The sequence below is a fragment of the Pseudomonas orientalis genome (assembly GCF_001439815.1).
Lineage (GTDB): Bacteria > Pseudomonadota > Gammaproteobacteria > Pseudomonadales > Pseudomonadaceae > Aquipseudomonas > Aquipseudomonas orientalis.
In genome coordinates this window covers 85,710-99,402 of the sequence record NZ_JYLM01000008.1, presented here as the reverse complement: position 1 = coordinate 99,402, position 13,693 = coordinate 85,710, and the positions used below count along the sequence as shown (strand labels likewise).

Sequence of the window (13,693 nt, the reverse complement as noted above, 5' to 3'; positions counted from 1 at the left end):
ACCTTTGCTCTACGCTTAATAACGCGCTTGCCGCGCTGTACTCCGATAAACATAAAAGCAGGAGATGCCCACCATGCGTTATGCACACCCCGGTACTGAAGGCGCCATCGTTTCGTTCAAGGCCAAGTACGGCAACTACATCGGTGGCGAATTCGTTGCGCCGGTCGATGGCAATTACTTCACCAACACTTCGCCGGTCAACGGCAAGCCCATCGCCGAGTTCCCGCGTTCCACCGCCAAAGACATCGACAAGGCGCTGGACGCCGCACATGCCGCCGCTGACGCCTGGGGCAAAACCAGCGCCCAGGACCGCTCGCTGGTCCTGCTGAAAATCGCCGATCGCATCGAACAGAACCTTGAACTGCTGGCCATTACCGAGACCTGGGACAACGGCAAGGCCGTGCGCGAAACCCTCAACGCCGACATCCCGCTGGCCGCCGACCACTTCCGCTATTTCGCCGGCTGCATCCGCGCCCAGGAAGGCAGCAGCGCCGAGATCAACGAACTCACCGCGGCCTATCACTTCCACGAACCGCTGGGCGTGGTCGGCCAGATCATCCCGTGGAACTTCCCCCTGCTGATGGCCGCCTGGAAACTCGCCCCGGCCCTGGCCGCTGGTAACTGTGTGGTGCTCAAGCCGGCCGAGCAGACGCCCTTGGGCATCAACGTGCTGATGGAACTGATCGGCGACCTGCTGCCGCCCGGCGTACTCAACGTCGTACACGGTTTCGGTAAAGAAGCCGGCGAAGCCCTGGCCACCAGCAAACGCATCGCCAAGATCGCCTTCACCGGCTCCACCCCGGTGGGTTCGCACATCATGCATGCGGCGGCCGAGAACATCATTCCGTCCACCGTCGAGTTGGGCGGCAAGTCGCCGAACATCTTCTTCGCCGACATCATGAAAGCCGAACCGCAATTTATCGAAAAGGCTGCCGAAGGCCTGGTGCTGGCGTTCTTCAACCAGGGCGAAGTGTGCACCTGCCCATCGCGTGCGCTGGTGGAAGAGTCGATCTATGACGACTTCATGAAAGTGGTGATGAAGAAAGTCGAGTCGATCAAGCGTGGCGACCCGCTGGACACCGACACCATGGTCGGCGCCCAGGCATCCGAGCAGCAGTTCGACAAGATCCTGTCGTACCTGGAAATCGCCAAGGGCGAAGGCGCGCAACTGCTCACCGGCGGTAAGGTCGAGAAGCTCAGCGGTGACCTGGCTACCGGCTATTACATCCAGCCGACCCTGCTCAAGGGCACCAACGAAATGCGCGTGTTCCAGGAAGAAATCTTCGGCCCGGTGGTGAGCATCACCACCTTCAAGGACGAAGCCGAAGCCCTGGCGATTGCCAACGACACCGAGTTCGGCCTGGGCGCCGGCCTGTGGACCCGCGACATCAACCGCGCCTACCGCATGGGCCGTGCGATCAAGGCCGGCCGCGTGTGGACCAACTGCTACCACCTGTACCCGGCCCATGCCGCGTTTGGCGGTTACAAGAAGTCCGGCGTAGGGCGCGAAACCCACAAGATGATGCTGGACCATTACCAGCAGACCAAAAACTTGCTGGTGAGCTACGACATTAATCCGCTGGGCTTTTTCTAATCCCACAACCCCTGCCCACTTTTGCAATGCGATCAAAGGTGGGAGGGGGCTTGCCCCCGATTGCAGTGGATCAGCCAACACTGAATTGATTGACACGCCGCCATCGGGGGCAAGCCCCCTCCCACATTTGGATCCGCATAAGTATTTGCGATGCGCATTCGGCACACAGAGGCCGAGTTAAAAACAATAAGAATGGAAGGTACTTCCCATGCCCAGCGAACCCACAAGTTCTTCCGTCGACTTCGAAAAAGTCGGTACCGATTATTTCCAACAACGCGAACTTAAAAAAGGCGCCGCCGGTTGGGTGCTGCTGGTCGGCCTCGGCGTCGCCTACGTCATCTCCGGCGACTACGCCGGCTGGAACTTTGGCCTGGCTCAGGGCGGTTGGGGCGGGATGTTCCTCGCCACGCTGCTGATGGCCACCATGTACCTGTGCATGTGCTTTTCCCTGGCCGAACTGTCCTCAATGATCCCCACCGCCGGCGGTGGCTACGGCTTTGCCCGCAGCGCGTTCGGCCCCTGGGGCGGGTTCCTGACGGGCACGGCGATCCTGATCGAATACGCCATCGCGCCCGCCGCCATCGCGGTGTTTATCGGCGCGTATTGCGAGTCGCTGTTCGGTATCGGCGGCTGGATGATCTATTTGGCGTTCTACGTCATCTTTATCGGCATCCACATCTTTGGCGTCGGTGAAGCGTTGAAGTTGATGTTCGTTATTACCGCCATCGCGGCCATCGCGCTGGGTGTGTTCCTGGTATCGATGGTGCCGCACTTCAACGTCGCCAATCTGCTGGATATCCCACTGAGCGACGCCAAGGGCGCCAGCAGCTTCCTGCCATTCGGCTACGTCGGCGTGTGGGCGGCGATCCCCTATGCGATCTGGTTTTTCCTCGCGGTAGAGGGTGTGCCCCTGGCTGCGGAAGAAACCAAGAACCCCAAGCGCGACCTGCCACGCGGGCTGATCGGCGCGATTGTGGTGCTGACCAGTTTTGCCCTGTTGATTCTGGTGATCGCGCCGGGCGGTGCGGGCACTTACGCGCTGGTCAAATCCGGCAACCCACTGGTGGAAGCCCTGGCATTGGCCTACGGCGGCTCGACCTGGATGGGCGGTTTCGTCAACCTGGTGGGCCTGGCCGGCTTGATCGCGAGCTTTTTCTCGATCATCTACGCCTATTCGCGGCAGATTTTCGCCTTGTCCCGCGCCGGCTACCTGCCGCGCAAACTGTCCGAGACCAACAAGAGCAAGGCGCCGGTATTGGCGTTGGTGATTCCGGGGATTATAGGGTTTGGCCTCTCATTGACCGGTCAGGGCGATCTGCTGATTCTGGTGGCGGTGTTCGGCGCGACCATTTCCTACGTGTTGATGATGGCCGCCCACATCACCCTGCGCATTCGTCGCCCCAAAATGGACCGTCCGTACCGCACGCCGGGCGGCATCTTCACCTCGGGCGTGGCGCTGGTACTGGCCTGCGTGGCCGTGGTGGCGGGCTTTCTGGTGGATCCACGGGTGGTGATTGGCGCGGCGATCATCTATGGAGTATTAATTGCTTACTTTGCTTTCTACAGCCGGCATCACTTGGTAGCAGGCACGCCGGAAGAAGAGTTTGCGGCGATCCAGGCCGCAGAGGCCGCCTTGCACTGATTGCCGAAAACCTCGACGCGGGCGGCTTTTCCAGGTTCGCCCGCGTCACTCAGGAGACACTGTATGGCAAGCTTTTCCCACGCGGTGGGTGCTCAAACCTACCGCTTCGACAGCCTCAAGGATCTGATGGCCAAGGCCAGCCCGGCGCGTTCCGGCGACTTTCTGGCCGGCGTGGCTGCGCAAAACGATGGCGAACGGGTCGCGGCCCAGATGGCGCTGGCGAATACGCCGTTGAAACACTTCCTGGAAGAAGTGCTGATCCCCTATGAAACCGACGAAGTCACCCGGCTGATCATCGACACCCACGACAGACAGGCGTTTGCGCCGGTCAGCCACCTCACCGTCGGCGGCCTGCGCGACTGGCTGCTCAGCGACGCGGCTGACGAACAGTCCCTACGTTTATTGGCACCGGGGCTGACACCGGAAATGGCCGCCGCCGTGTCCAAGATCATGCGCGTGCAGGACCTGGTGCTGGTAGCGCAAAAGATCCGCGTGGTCACCCAGTTTCGCGGCACCCTGGGCTTGCGCGGGCGTCTGTCCACGCGCCTGCAACCCAACCACCCCACCGACGAACCGGCGGGCATCGCCGCGAGCATTCTCGACGGCCTGCTCTACGGCAACGGCGACGCCATGATCGGCATCAACCCGGCCACCGACAGCATCGCCTCGATCTGCGCCATGCTGGAGATGCTCGACGCCATCATCCAGCGCTACGAAATCCCCACCCAGGCCTGTGTGCTGACTCACGTCACCACCTCCATTGAGGCGATCAATCGCGGCGTGCCGCTGGACCTGGTGTTCCAGTCGATTGCCGGCACCGAAGCGGCCAACGCCAGCTTCGGCATCAGCCTGAGCCTGCTGCAGGAAGGTTACGACGCCGGCCTGAGCCTCAATCGCGGCACGCTGGGCCAGAACCTGATGTATTTCGAAACCGGCCAGGGCAGCGCCTTGTCGGCCAATGCGCACTTTGGCGTCGACCAGCAAACCTGTGAAACCCGCGCCTATGCGGTGGCCCGGCATTTCAAACCGTTTCTGGTCAACACCGTGGTCGGCTTTATCGGCCCCGAGTACCTGTACAACGGCAAACAGATCATCCGCGCCGGTCTCGAAGACCACTTCTGCGGCAAGTTGCTCGGCGTGCCGATGGGTTGCGACATCTGCTACACCAACCACGCCGAAGCCGACCAGGACGACATGGACACCCTGCTGACCCTGCTCGGCGTGGCCGGGATCAATTTCATCATGGGCATCCCCGGCTCCGACGACATCATGCTCAATTACCAGACCACCTCCTTCCACGATGCGCTGTACGCCCGCCAGACACTGGGGTTGAAACCGGCGCCGGAGTTCGAGCAATGGCTGGCGAAAATGGGCATCTTTACCCAGGAAGACGGCAAGGTGCGCTTCGGCAACAGCCTGCCTCCGGCGTTTCGCCACGCGTTGGCGCATTTAGGATGAAGGAGCCGCCTGTGCAACTCGACCTGCCTGACAATCCATGGCTGCAACTGCGCCGACTGACCCCGGCGCGCATTGCCCTGGGCCGCACCGGCACCAGCATTCCGACCAGCGCTCAACTGGACTTCCAGTTCGCTCATGCCCAGGCGCGGGACGCAGTGCACCTGCCCTTCGATCATGAAGAGCTCAGCCGTCAGTTCGCCGAACGCGGCCGTAATAGCCTGTTGCTGCACAGCGCCGCACCCGACCGGCATACCTACCTGCAACGCCCGGATCTTGGACGCCGGCTGAGTGATGAATCGGCCCAGACCCTGCGCGACTTTGCGGCGGCGCATCCAGATGGGATGGACCTGGCAATCGTAGTGGCCGATGGCCTGTCGGCGCTGGCCGTGCATAAACACACCGCGCCCTTTCTGACACGCCTGGAGGAACAGACCCACGCTGAAGGCTGGTCCTTGTCACCGGTCATCCTGGTAGAACAGGGCCGCGTGGCAGTGGCCGACGAGATCGGGCAACTGCTCGGCGCCAAAATGGTGGTGATCCTGATCGGCGAACGGCCGGGGCTCAGTTCGCCGGACAGCCTGGGGCTGTATTTCACCTACAACCCCAAGGTCGGCCTCACCGACGCCTACCGCAACTGCATCTCCAATGTGCGCCTGGAAGGCCTGAGTTACGGCATGGCGGCCCATCGCCTGCTGTACCTGATGCGCGAGGCCTGCCGCCGGCAGCTGTCGGGGGTCAATCTCAAGGATGAGGCGCAACTGCAGACCCTTGAATCGGATGACCCGGACCTGATGAAAGGCAATTTCCTGCTCAGCCCACCTACAGACTGATCGCCGCACGATTGCGCTTTTTCGCGGCGTTAGGCAGCATCGCGTCACGGCCGCGCGCGTGGTCATACCCCATTTGGAAGTTGAGGCCTGGCATGCGGATCACTCAAGCGACCCTGGAACACCTGGACCTGCTCACCCCGCTGTTCGTCAAATACCGCGAATTCTATGGGGCCTTGCCGTTCCCGGACTCGTCGCGGGCCTTCCTGGAAAAGCGCCTGCGCCGCAAGGAATCGGTGATCTACCTGGCGCTGGCCGATGATGATGACAAGCGCCTGCTGGGGTTCTGCCAGCTGTATCCAAGCTTCTCTTCGCTGTCGCTCAAACGGGTGTGGATCCTCAACGACATCTACGTGGCCGAGGACGCACGCCGGCAACTGGTGGCCGACAACCTGATGCGCACCGCCAAGAAGATGGCCAAGGAAACCCACGCGGTGCGGCTGCGGGTATCGACCAGCAGCGACAATGACGTGGCACAGAAGACCTATGAGTCCATCGGCTTTCGCGAAGACACCGAATTCAAGAACTACGTGCTGCCGATCAACGAGGACTGACCTCCAACCACCGCAAATCCCCTGTGGGAGGGGGCTTGCCCCCGATAGCGCAGTGTCAGTCAACAAATCTATCCCTGACCCACCGCCATCGGAAGCAAGCCCCCTCCCACACTTTTAAACCGGGCCCCACCGCTTCACACTTTCACGACACTCCCCGCTACAAAAGCCACACGCTTTTCACCATTCAATCCGTATAATGCGCACCTCTCAGGGTTGTAAGAATCTCGACATACACGTGTAGCCTTATTACCCGCCGTTCCCGCACTGGCCTGCTGAGCCGGGCCATTCACACAGGTGCCATCCATGGACTTCAACCCGCTTGACCTTATCCTGCATCTCGACGTTTACCTCGACATGCTGGTAACCAACTACGGTCCGTGGATCTACGCCATTCTGTTCCTGGTGATTTTCTGCGAGACCGGCCTGGTGGTCATGCCATTCCTGCCGGGCGACTCATTGCTGTTCATCGCCGGTGCCGTTGCCGCAGGCGGCGGCATGGACCCGGTGTTGCTCGCCGGCCTGCTGATGCTGGCGGCCATCCTCGGCGACAGCACCAACTACGTGATAGGGCGAACGGTGGGCGAACGCTTGTTCAGCAACCCGAACTCGAAAATCTTCCGACGCGACTACCTGCAAAAAACCCACGACTTCTACGACAAGCACGGCGGCAAAACTGTGACCCTGGCGCGCTTCCTGCCGATCCTGCGCACGTTCGCGCCGTTCGTCGCCGGCATCGCCAAGATGCCCTACCCGCGCTTCTTCGGTTTCAGCGTACTGGGCACCATCCTCTGGGTCGGCGGCCTGGTGACCCTGGGCTACTTCTTCGGCAACGTGCCGTTCATCAAGAAGAACCTGTCGTTGCTGGTGGTGTTCATCATCCTGCTGTCCCTGGTGCCGATGATCATCGGCGTGGTGCGCAGCCGCTTTGGCCGCACCTCCTCCGAAGCCAAGCCGCACTGATTGCCCATGTGGTCCTTAAGCGCCTGGCGTCGCCGGCGCCTGCTGGCCAAGCACCCGATTGCCGATGACACCTGGCAGCGAGTGCGGCACCACCTGACCTTCCTCGACGGCATCACGGCCGAGCAAGACCAGTGGCTGCGCGAAGCCTGTGTGCTGTTCCTCGCCGAAAAACACCTCACCGCCCTGCCCGGCGTCGAACTGCACCAGGAACAACGGCTGCTGCTCGCCGCCCAGGCGCAACTGCCGCTGATGAACCTCGGCGACCTCGACTGGTATCAGGGTTTCCATGAAATCGTGTTGTACCCCGACGACTTCCTCAGCCCGCAGCGCCATCGCGATGCCAGCGGCGTGGAGCACGAGTGGGACGGCGAACACAGCGGCGAAGCCTGGCAGCAGGGCCCGGTGATCCTCGCTTGGCCCGGGGTGCTGGCCAGTGGCCAATGGGAAGGCTACAACCTGGTCATCCACGAGCTGGCGCACAAACTGGACATGCTCAACGGCGACGCCAACGGCCTGCCACCGCTGCACCACGACATGCGCGTGCAGGACTGGGCCAGCGTGATGCAAGGCGCTTTTGACGACCTCAATCGTCAACTGGACGCCAACCCGGACGCTGAAACCGAGATCGACCCCTACGCCGCGGAAAACCCGGCGGAATTCTTTGCCGTCACCAGCGAATATTTCTTCAGTGCCCCGGACTTGCTGGTCAATAGTTATCCACAGGTGTACACCCAACTCAGCCGCTTTTATCGCCAGGATCCCCTGGCCCGCCTGAACCAACTCCAAGCCGGCGACCCGCGTTACCAGCCGCAGGGCGAATGACCGTACGACGCTTGGCGCATGGCATCGGCGTCAGAATATGCCTATAATCGCCGCCACTTTTAGGCCAATCCGGCCATGTCCTATGGCCAACTAACGGGGGCAACGCCCAATGAGCTACAGCAAGATTCCGGCTGGCAAAGACCTGCCGAACGACATCTACGTCGCCATCGAAATTCCGGCCAACCATGCGCCGATCAAATACGAAATCGACAAAGACAGCGACTGCCTGTTCGTTGACCGTTTCATGGCCACCCCGATGTTCTACCCGGCCAACTACGGTTTCATCCCCAACACCCTGGCTGACGACGGCGACCCCCTCGACGTGCTGGTCGTGACCCCTTACCCGGTCACCCCAGGTTCGGTCATCCGCGCCCGTCCGGTCGGTATCCTGAACATGACTGACGACGGCGGCGGCGATGCCAAAGTCATCGCCGTGCCACACGACAAGCTGTCCCAGCTGTACGTCGACGTGAAGGAATACACCGACCTGCCGCCCCTGCTGCTGGAACAGATCAAGCACTTCTTCGAGAACTACAAAGACCTCGAAAAAGGCAAATGGGTGAAGATCGACGGTTGGGGCGATGCAGAAGCCGCCCGCGCCGAGATCATGAAGTCGGTTGCCGCCTACAAAGGCTGATACCCGCGCCTCATTGCCACGGCAAGCAAAAAGCCCCGATTATTCGGGGCTTTTTTGTGGGGAAATTAAACATCAAGTTCAGCGTTTAAGTTCAGGCGTTCAACTAACCAGTACTACTGAAGAATCAGGCTACAACTAAGCAAAAACCTACACGCGCAAATCAACGCATGGTTTATTTGAATGGTTTTCCCGGCCAGTAAACTCTATGTTCATGAATACATCAGGTGATCGTTTAAAAGCGCTACTCCGGGAAGTTCATCTTTCCGCCTCCGACTTCGCCAAGAACCGCGGCGTCACGCCTCAGCACGTGAACAACTGGTTCAAACGCGGCGTCCCCATGGGCCGACTCAACGAGATCGCAGAACTGCTGTGCGTCTCCAGTCGCTGGTTAAGCGACGGCAAAGGCCCCAAACACCCGCCCGCCAACTACCTGTTGGAGGGTCCTACCGCAAGGATCGCACCCACCCGCGAAGACATCGGCAAATACCTCACAGGCCCCGCCTGCCGTCCGGAAACAAACGACGTGGAAATCCCCCTCCACCCCACATTCACCTCAACCGAACGCATCCGCGTCACCCAACACACCCTCCAGACCCTCAACGTAAAACCCGACCGCGCCGTGGGCGCCTACATGGTCGACAACAGCATGATCGACATCATCCAGCAAGGCGCCACCCTCGCCATCGACCGAGGCCGCACCCAAATCATCGACGGCGAAATCTACGCCGTCGAACACGACGGCATGCTGCGCATCAAATACCTCTACAACCGCCCCGGCGGAGGCCTGCGCATGCGCAGCCACAACGCCAGCGAACACCCGGACGAATACCTCACCTACGACGAACGCTTCGAGCAGAACTTCCAGATTGTCGGCTGGGTATTCTGGTGGTCCACCCTCAACAACCGCCGCCCACCCGTCCCGCTGGATGACCACCTGCTGGGCTGGGAAGGCGCTGAACCGGAACCGGAGGTGGGCAACTGAGGTGAATGTGGGTATCATACGCCGCACATTTGGCAGGGGGTGGTTTTGAGCTATTGCCCTGCCAGGCGATGCGGAGGAGTTCCCGCGGATGCCCTACCATTCAGCCCGACGCAATGTGGGCTGAGCGATTTGAAGGCTGGTGAGGTTTGTCAAAAACAAGCTGAGGCAGTCACAGAGAAGCCGGCCATAAGCCGGCTTTTTAATGTCTGAAATTCCGTTAAAGCAGGGTTTCAGACTTCATCTTCCGTCTTAAAACTTCTGGCATCTCAGTTCCTCTGAGAGAAGTGAAGCTGCCTCGCAGTCCCTACGGCAACCACATTCTTTAGGGCGCGTTCAGTGCGCCTACGTCTAACGGTACTTGTTCGGACTATTCGCCCTAGACAGGAATTTACCTACAAGATAACGTCCACGATCCTACAGCCATAAGTGCGATCTCATCATCATGGACGCTTTGAAAGCTCTTCAGAAAGAGCTGGCCGCCTTTGCCGCCGATCGAGACTGGGACAAATTTCATACGCCAAAAAATCTAGCAATGGCCCTCTCTGGTGAAGCTGGCGAACTGCTTGAACGCTTCCAATGGCTAACCCCGGAACAGAGTGAGTTAGGCGCATTGCCCAGCGAAGCGCTTCAAGAGATTGAGGAAGAGATGGCGGACGTACTGCTTTATCTACTTCGCCTTGCTGACCGTCTTAACGTCAACCTTACAGCCGCAGCGAACTCTAAGCTTCAACAGAACGCAGTGAAATATCCTGTGGATAAATCTAAAGGCAATGCCGTCAAATATTCGAGGAGAAGCGAATGACGGCCCGAGTGATCTATCAGCCTTGCTCGGACAAAATAGCTCGTAAAAATCTGCAAACCACAGTACTCAATCCTGTGCAATTCAGTGATATTCAGGATTTGCTGGATCCGGAATTACGCTCGCAGCTAAGTCGTGCATATCCGGATGGGAAACTAACAATTTGGGGACTTGCATCTCCCAAGACCAGAAATGCTTGGTTGGCTATGGAAACTGGCGACACGGTTATATTCAATACAAATACGGTCATCACTGTCAGCGCCTGCTTCACTCACCGGACACACAATCGGGATTTAGCCCTGAAACTTTGGGGGCTGGCAGATGCAGTCACCGGAAGCACGTGGGAAAACATCTACTTCGTCACCGATGTGCGCCACCATGCGATCCGCTTCAAAGCCATACAGACATGTATCGGCAGCGCACATGACCGCTCATTCTACAGATACGATGAGGCACAAAGCACAGCCATCATCGATCACTTTCCAAATCTGGACCATGATTTCATGCCGGCCGAAGTGACTCTGGAAGAGGCCCGTCAAGAGATTAAAACCCAGCTTACGGACGGAACCGCAACACGGCCTACTCGTCTGGAGCACAAATACATTGTCCGCCATTTGTTCCAAAACAAACTAACCAGCCATTGCTGTATTTGCCAAAATGAATATCCGCGACATTTGCTGGTAGCAGCACATATCAAAAAGCGCGCGGCTTGTAGCAACCAAGAAAAGCTAGACATAGAAAACATTGCTATTGCTATGTGTCGGCTAGGATGTGACCCACTATTTGAGCATGGCTATTTGTCGGTGAGAGACGGCACGGTCGTCAAACACCCCTCCCGCGAAATGACATTAGCTACCGCGAACTATGTTGAAACAGTACTAGGAAAAAAGGTAGCCGGGTGGGGCCGCAAGAATCGCAAGTATTTTGCTTGGCATCTAGATGCACATGGTTTTGAACCTGGACGGCTAGCAGGTTTAGCTTGATAACGAACTAGGGCTCGCCGATACGGCATATGGTCATTTGCTGACCATATGCCAATGTCATTACCTCGGCTGCAAACACGCCACAGCCCGATCGGCCACCATCCTGGCCATCTCCACCAAATGCATCACCGCCCTCTGCGGGGCAGCCACTGGCTCGCCGAGCACCTGCGACGTGGCCAGCGCACAATGCAGCAGCTCAGCCACCTGCACCCAGGCGTCCTCGAAGCTCAGTTCTTCGTTGACGGAAAATGGTTTGGTCACACCTGATGACGGCGAATCCGAACAAACGTTATCCATAGCAAAACTCCAATCGATAATTTGGTGCTGCCACTTTCCGCGACTAAACAAAAGGCGGCAGCTGTACGCAGGTTAGTCGACCGGTCGATTGGGAACCCGGCGCACCCGGAGGTGCCCTGCGCACAGCCACCATAAGATGCAGGCGATGGGATGCCTGACTCATGAATTGCTTATGCGCCAATCGAATCCGGGCGACTAAACCCGATCACTGAATGTGCAGTGACAATCCGCAGCCTAGTCACCCATTCCCGCTGGCGCAATGCGGTTGGGATTCTCTCGGAAACGTCCTGCAAATGAAAGGGATAGGGCCTGCTGGCCCTTCAAAGTCAAATTCCCCGTAGATCTTCACATTGATTTTTTGCAACAGGCTGCCGCACTAACATCGTCCCGTTTAAGTTGACAGTTAGACTCTTTCCGCCCGATTTATCCCTCGCTGCCCACCCATTAATCTATGCCCATGTTGAACACAACGCCCAACCAACCTAAACAAAAAAGGATTCAACCATGAGCACTCCAACCTACAACCGCCTCAACAAAGACGACGCCATCGTGCTGCTGGTCGACCACCAGACTGGCCTGATCTCTCTGGTGCAGGACTTCTCCCCCAACGAGTTCAAAAACAACGTACTGGCCCTCGCCGACCTGGCCAAGTTCTTCAACCTGCCGACCATCCTCACCACCAGTTTCGAACAAGGCCCCAACGGCCCGCTGGTGCCGGAGCTGAAAGAGATGTTTCCGGACGCGCCGTATATCGCTCGCCCTGGTCAGATCAACGCCTGGGACAACGAAGACTTCGTCAAGGCGATCAAGGCCACCGGGCGCAAGCAGATCATCATTGCCGGTGTGGTGACGGATGTGTGCGTGGCGTTCCCGACCTTGTCGGCGCTGGCGGAAGGGTTCGAGGTGTTTGTGGTGACGGATGCGTCGGGCACGTTCAATACCACGGTGCAGCAGGCGGCGTGGAGCCGGATGACCCAGGCCGGTGCGCAGTTGATGAACTGGTTTTCGGTGGCATGTGAGTTACACCGCGACTGGCGTAACGATATCGAAGGCTTAGGGAATCTGTTGTCCCAGCGCATTCCCAACTATCGCAATTTGATGAATGGGTATGCGGCGCTGACGGCGCAGCAGAAGTAAGAGAACCGAGTGTGACGATAAGCCTGCCCTGAAAAGCAGGCTTTCGTGCCATGGCCGGAACGGCCTTAGACCTTGAATTCTTCCAACATGGTTCGCTGGTAAACGTCATACATCGGAGAGCTTTTCATGGGTTTAACAGCCCAATGGAAGCGGGTTCCACTGCCAATCATGATGGCTTTGCGAATCTCATTGATCGGTCCGTACGTATGCTTGGCTTTCTGGAACTCCATTTGTTTGTTCCGTAGCGGCGCCGCCCCATACGTATCTCGAAATTCATGTATCAGATTGGCCTCGAAATCCGAGTAAACCTGCGATGCGTTTCTGGCCCTGGGAAAGCAATACGCAATAAGAAATTGGTAATTGCCTTGCAGGTCGGCAAGCTCAAGCAGCCAGTTTTTATGCTGCGTGATCCGTTGTTCAAAGTTGCCCTCTCCAATGTAGAGGGTCGGAGAAATACCTTTCGGGTACTCAATGGCAATAAAACCATCCAGTCTGATCACATACACGCAGCGCTCCAGATCCTGCAGTTTAACGCCCCTGCTTTGCAGCTCTGGCCAGACATCCTTTCCCCACGTTTGCTCACAGGTCCAGTGCAACCAGTTCCATTTGATACTTACGTTTGCCACCTAGGCGATTCCCTTTACGAAGTTTTATTAACCCCAGCTGTTGCCTCAGCATGCGCTGCAACGGGTAGCTACAGAATTTAATTCATGTTCATTGGCGGAGCTTCAGACGTGATCGATACCGAACGTCTGTTTGGCCAATATCGGAGAAAGCCAGGCACCTTCTCGGCGAATTAGCATCAAACTTCAGCCATCATAGCCAATAGCCACCCGCCAACCAAACGGGCAATTGTGCAAGCCCTGCTTGCACAAACTCATAACCATTGAATCTCCCCTACACGCCAGCCCCCACCCGTCACCACGGTTATATACAGGTCCAAGCGCTGGAGCCTGACCTGCTCAGGGCTCAGTCCCACATTCTCTGGGCCACTCACCTGA

The 13,693-nt window shown here is 58.3% G+C and carries 14 protein-coding genes; 12 read left to right on the top strand and 2 right to left on the bottom strand.

Translation table 11 applies throughout. The annotated features are described in order from the left end of the window. Positions 1-73 precede the first annotated feature (73 nt). The 11 genes from exaC (at position 74) to TU82_RS19540 (ending at position 11,258) form a co-directional block, all read left to right on the top strand. On the top strand, positions 74-1,594 hold the full coding sequence (gene exaC, locus TU82_RS19590; protein WP_057724880.1) for an acetaldehyde dehydrogenase ExaC: 1,521 nt from the start codon (positions 74-76) through the stop codon (positions 1,592-1,594). A gap of 208 nt (positions 1,595-1,802) precedes the next feature. Then, the gene (gene eat / locus TU82_RS19585) at positions 1,803-3,236 is read left to right on the top strand and encodes an ethanolamine permease (RefSeq protein WP_057724879.1); all 1,434 of its coding nucleotides are present in this window, start codon (positions 1,803-1,805) and stop codon (positions 3,234-3,236) included. A 63-nt stretch (positions 3,237-3,299) separates the two neighbouring features. After that, complete coding sequence (locus TU82_RS19580) at positions 3,300-4,694, top strand: ethanolamine ammonia-lyase subunit EutB (RefSeq protein WP_057724878.1); 1,395 nt, start codon at positions 3,300-3,302, stop codon at positions 4,692-4,694. Then, on the top strand, positions 4,691-5,524 hold the full coding sequence (gene eutC / locus TU82_RS19575) for an ethanolamine ammonia-lyase subunit EutC (RefSeq protein WP_057724877.1): 834 nt from the start codon (positions 4,691-4,693) through the stop codon (positions 5,522-5,524). The genes TU82_RS19580 and eutC overlap by 4 nt, the downstream gene beginning before the upstream one ends. 92 nt (positions 5,525-5,616) lie before the next feature. Further along, on the top strand, positions 5,617-6,075 hold the full coding sequence (locus TU82_RS19570) for a GNAT family N-acetyltransferase (protein WP_056846361.1): 459 nt from the start codon (positions 5,617-5,619) through the stop codon (positions 6,073-6,075). Between the two features lie 303 nt (positions 6,076-6,378). Next, positions 6,379-7,035 carry a DedA family protein gene (locus tag TU82_RS19565; RefSeq protein ID WP_057724876.1) on the top strand — a complete coding sequence of 219 codons (657 nt, stop codon included), beginning with the start codon at positions 6,379-6,381 and terminating at the stop codon, positions 7,033-7,035. A 6-nt stretch (positions 7,036-7,041) separates the two neighbouring features. Beyond that, positions 7,042-7,857, top strand: coding sequence for a M90 family metallopeptidase (locus TU82_RS19560; protein ID WP_057724875.1), 816 nt, complete (start codon positions 7,042-7,044; stop codon positions 7,855-7,857). 109 nt (positions 7,858-7,966) lie between these two features. Next, the gene (ppa, locus tag TU82_RS19555) at positions 7,967-8,494 is read left to right on the top strand and encodes an inorganic diphosphatase (RefSeq protein ID WP_049711351.1); all 528 of its coding nucleotides are present in this window, start codon (positions 7,967-7,969) and stop codon (positions 8,492-8,494) included. 211 nt (positions 8,495-8,705) lie between these two features. Next, a complete protein-coding gene (locus TU82_RS19550) occupies positions 8,706-9,476 on the top strand; it encodes a LexA family transcriptional regulator (protein WP_057725053.1) in 771 nt (256 codons plus the stop codon). A gap of 442 nt (positions 9,477-9,918) precedes the next feature. Further along, a complete protein-coding gene (locus tag TU82_RS19545) occupies positions 9,919-10,278 on the top strand; it encodes a nucleotide pyrophosphohydrolase (RefSeq protein ID WP_057724874.1) in 360 nt (119 codons plus the stop codon). Continuing rightward, positions 10,275-11,258, top strand: a complete 984-nt coding sequence (locus tag TU82_RS19540) for a hypothetical protein (protein WP_057724873.1) — start codon at positions 10,275-10,277, stop codon at positions 11,256-11,258. Before TU82_RS19545 ends, TU82_RS19540 begins: the two co-directional genes overlap by 4 nt. Before the next feature lie 60 nt (positions 11,259-11,318). Here the strand turns inward: TU82_RS19540 and TU82_RS19535 are convergent, their stop codons facing one another. Beyond that, positions 11,319-11,555, bottom strand: coding sequence for a hypothetical protein (locus TU82_RS19535; protein WP_057724872.1), 237 nt, complete (start codon positions 11,553-11,555; stop codon positions 11,319-11,321). A 504-nt stretch (positions 11,556-12,059) separates the two neighbouring features. Between TU82_RS19535 and ycaC the strand changes: the two genes are divergently transcribed. Further along, positions 12,060-12,692: an isochorismate family cysteine hydrolase YcaC gene (gene ycaC, locus TU82_RS19530; protein WP_057724871.1), complete on the top strand. Its 633-nt coding sequence runs from the start codon at positions 12,060-12,062 to the stop codon at positions 12,690-12,692. A 65-nt stretch (positions 12,693-12,757) separates the two neighbouring features. On the opposite strand, the gene TU82_RS19525 is transcribed toward ycaC, so the two are convergent. Further along, positions 12,758-13,318, bottom strand: a complete 561-nt coding sequence (locus tag TU82_RS19525) for a hypothetical protein (protein WP_057724870.1) — start codon at positions 13,316-13,318, stop codon at positions 12,758-12,760. Positions 13,319-13,693: the final 375 nt, after the last annotated feature.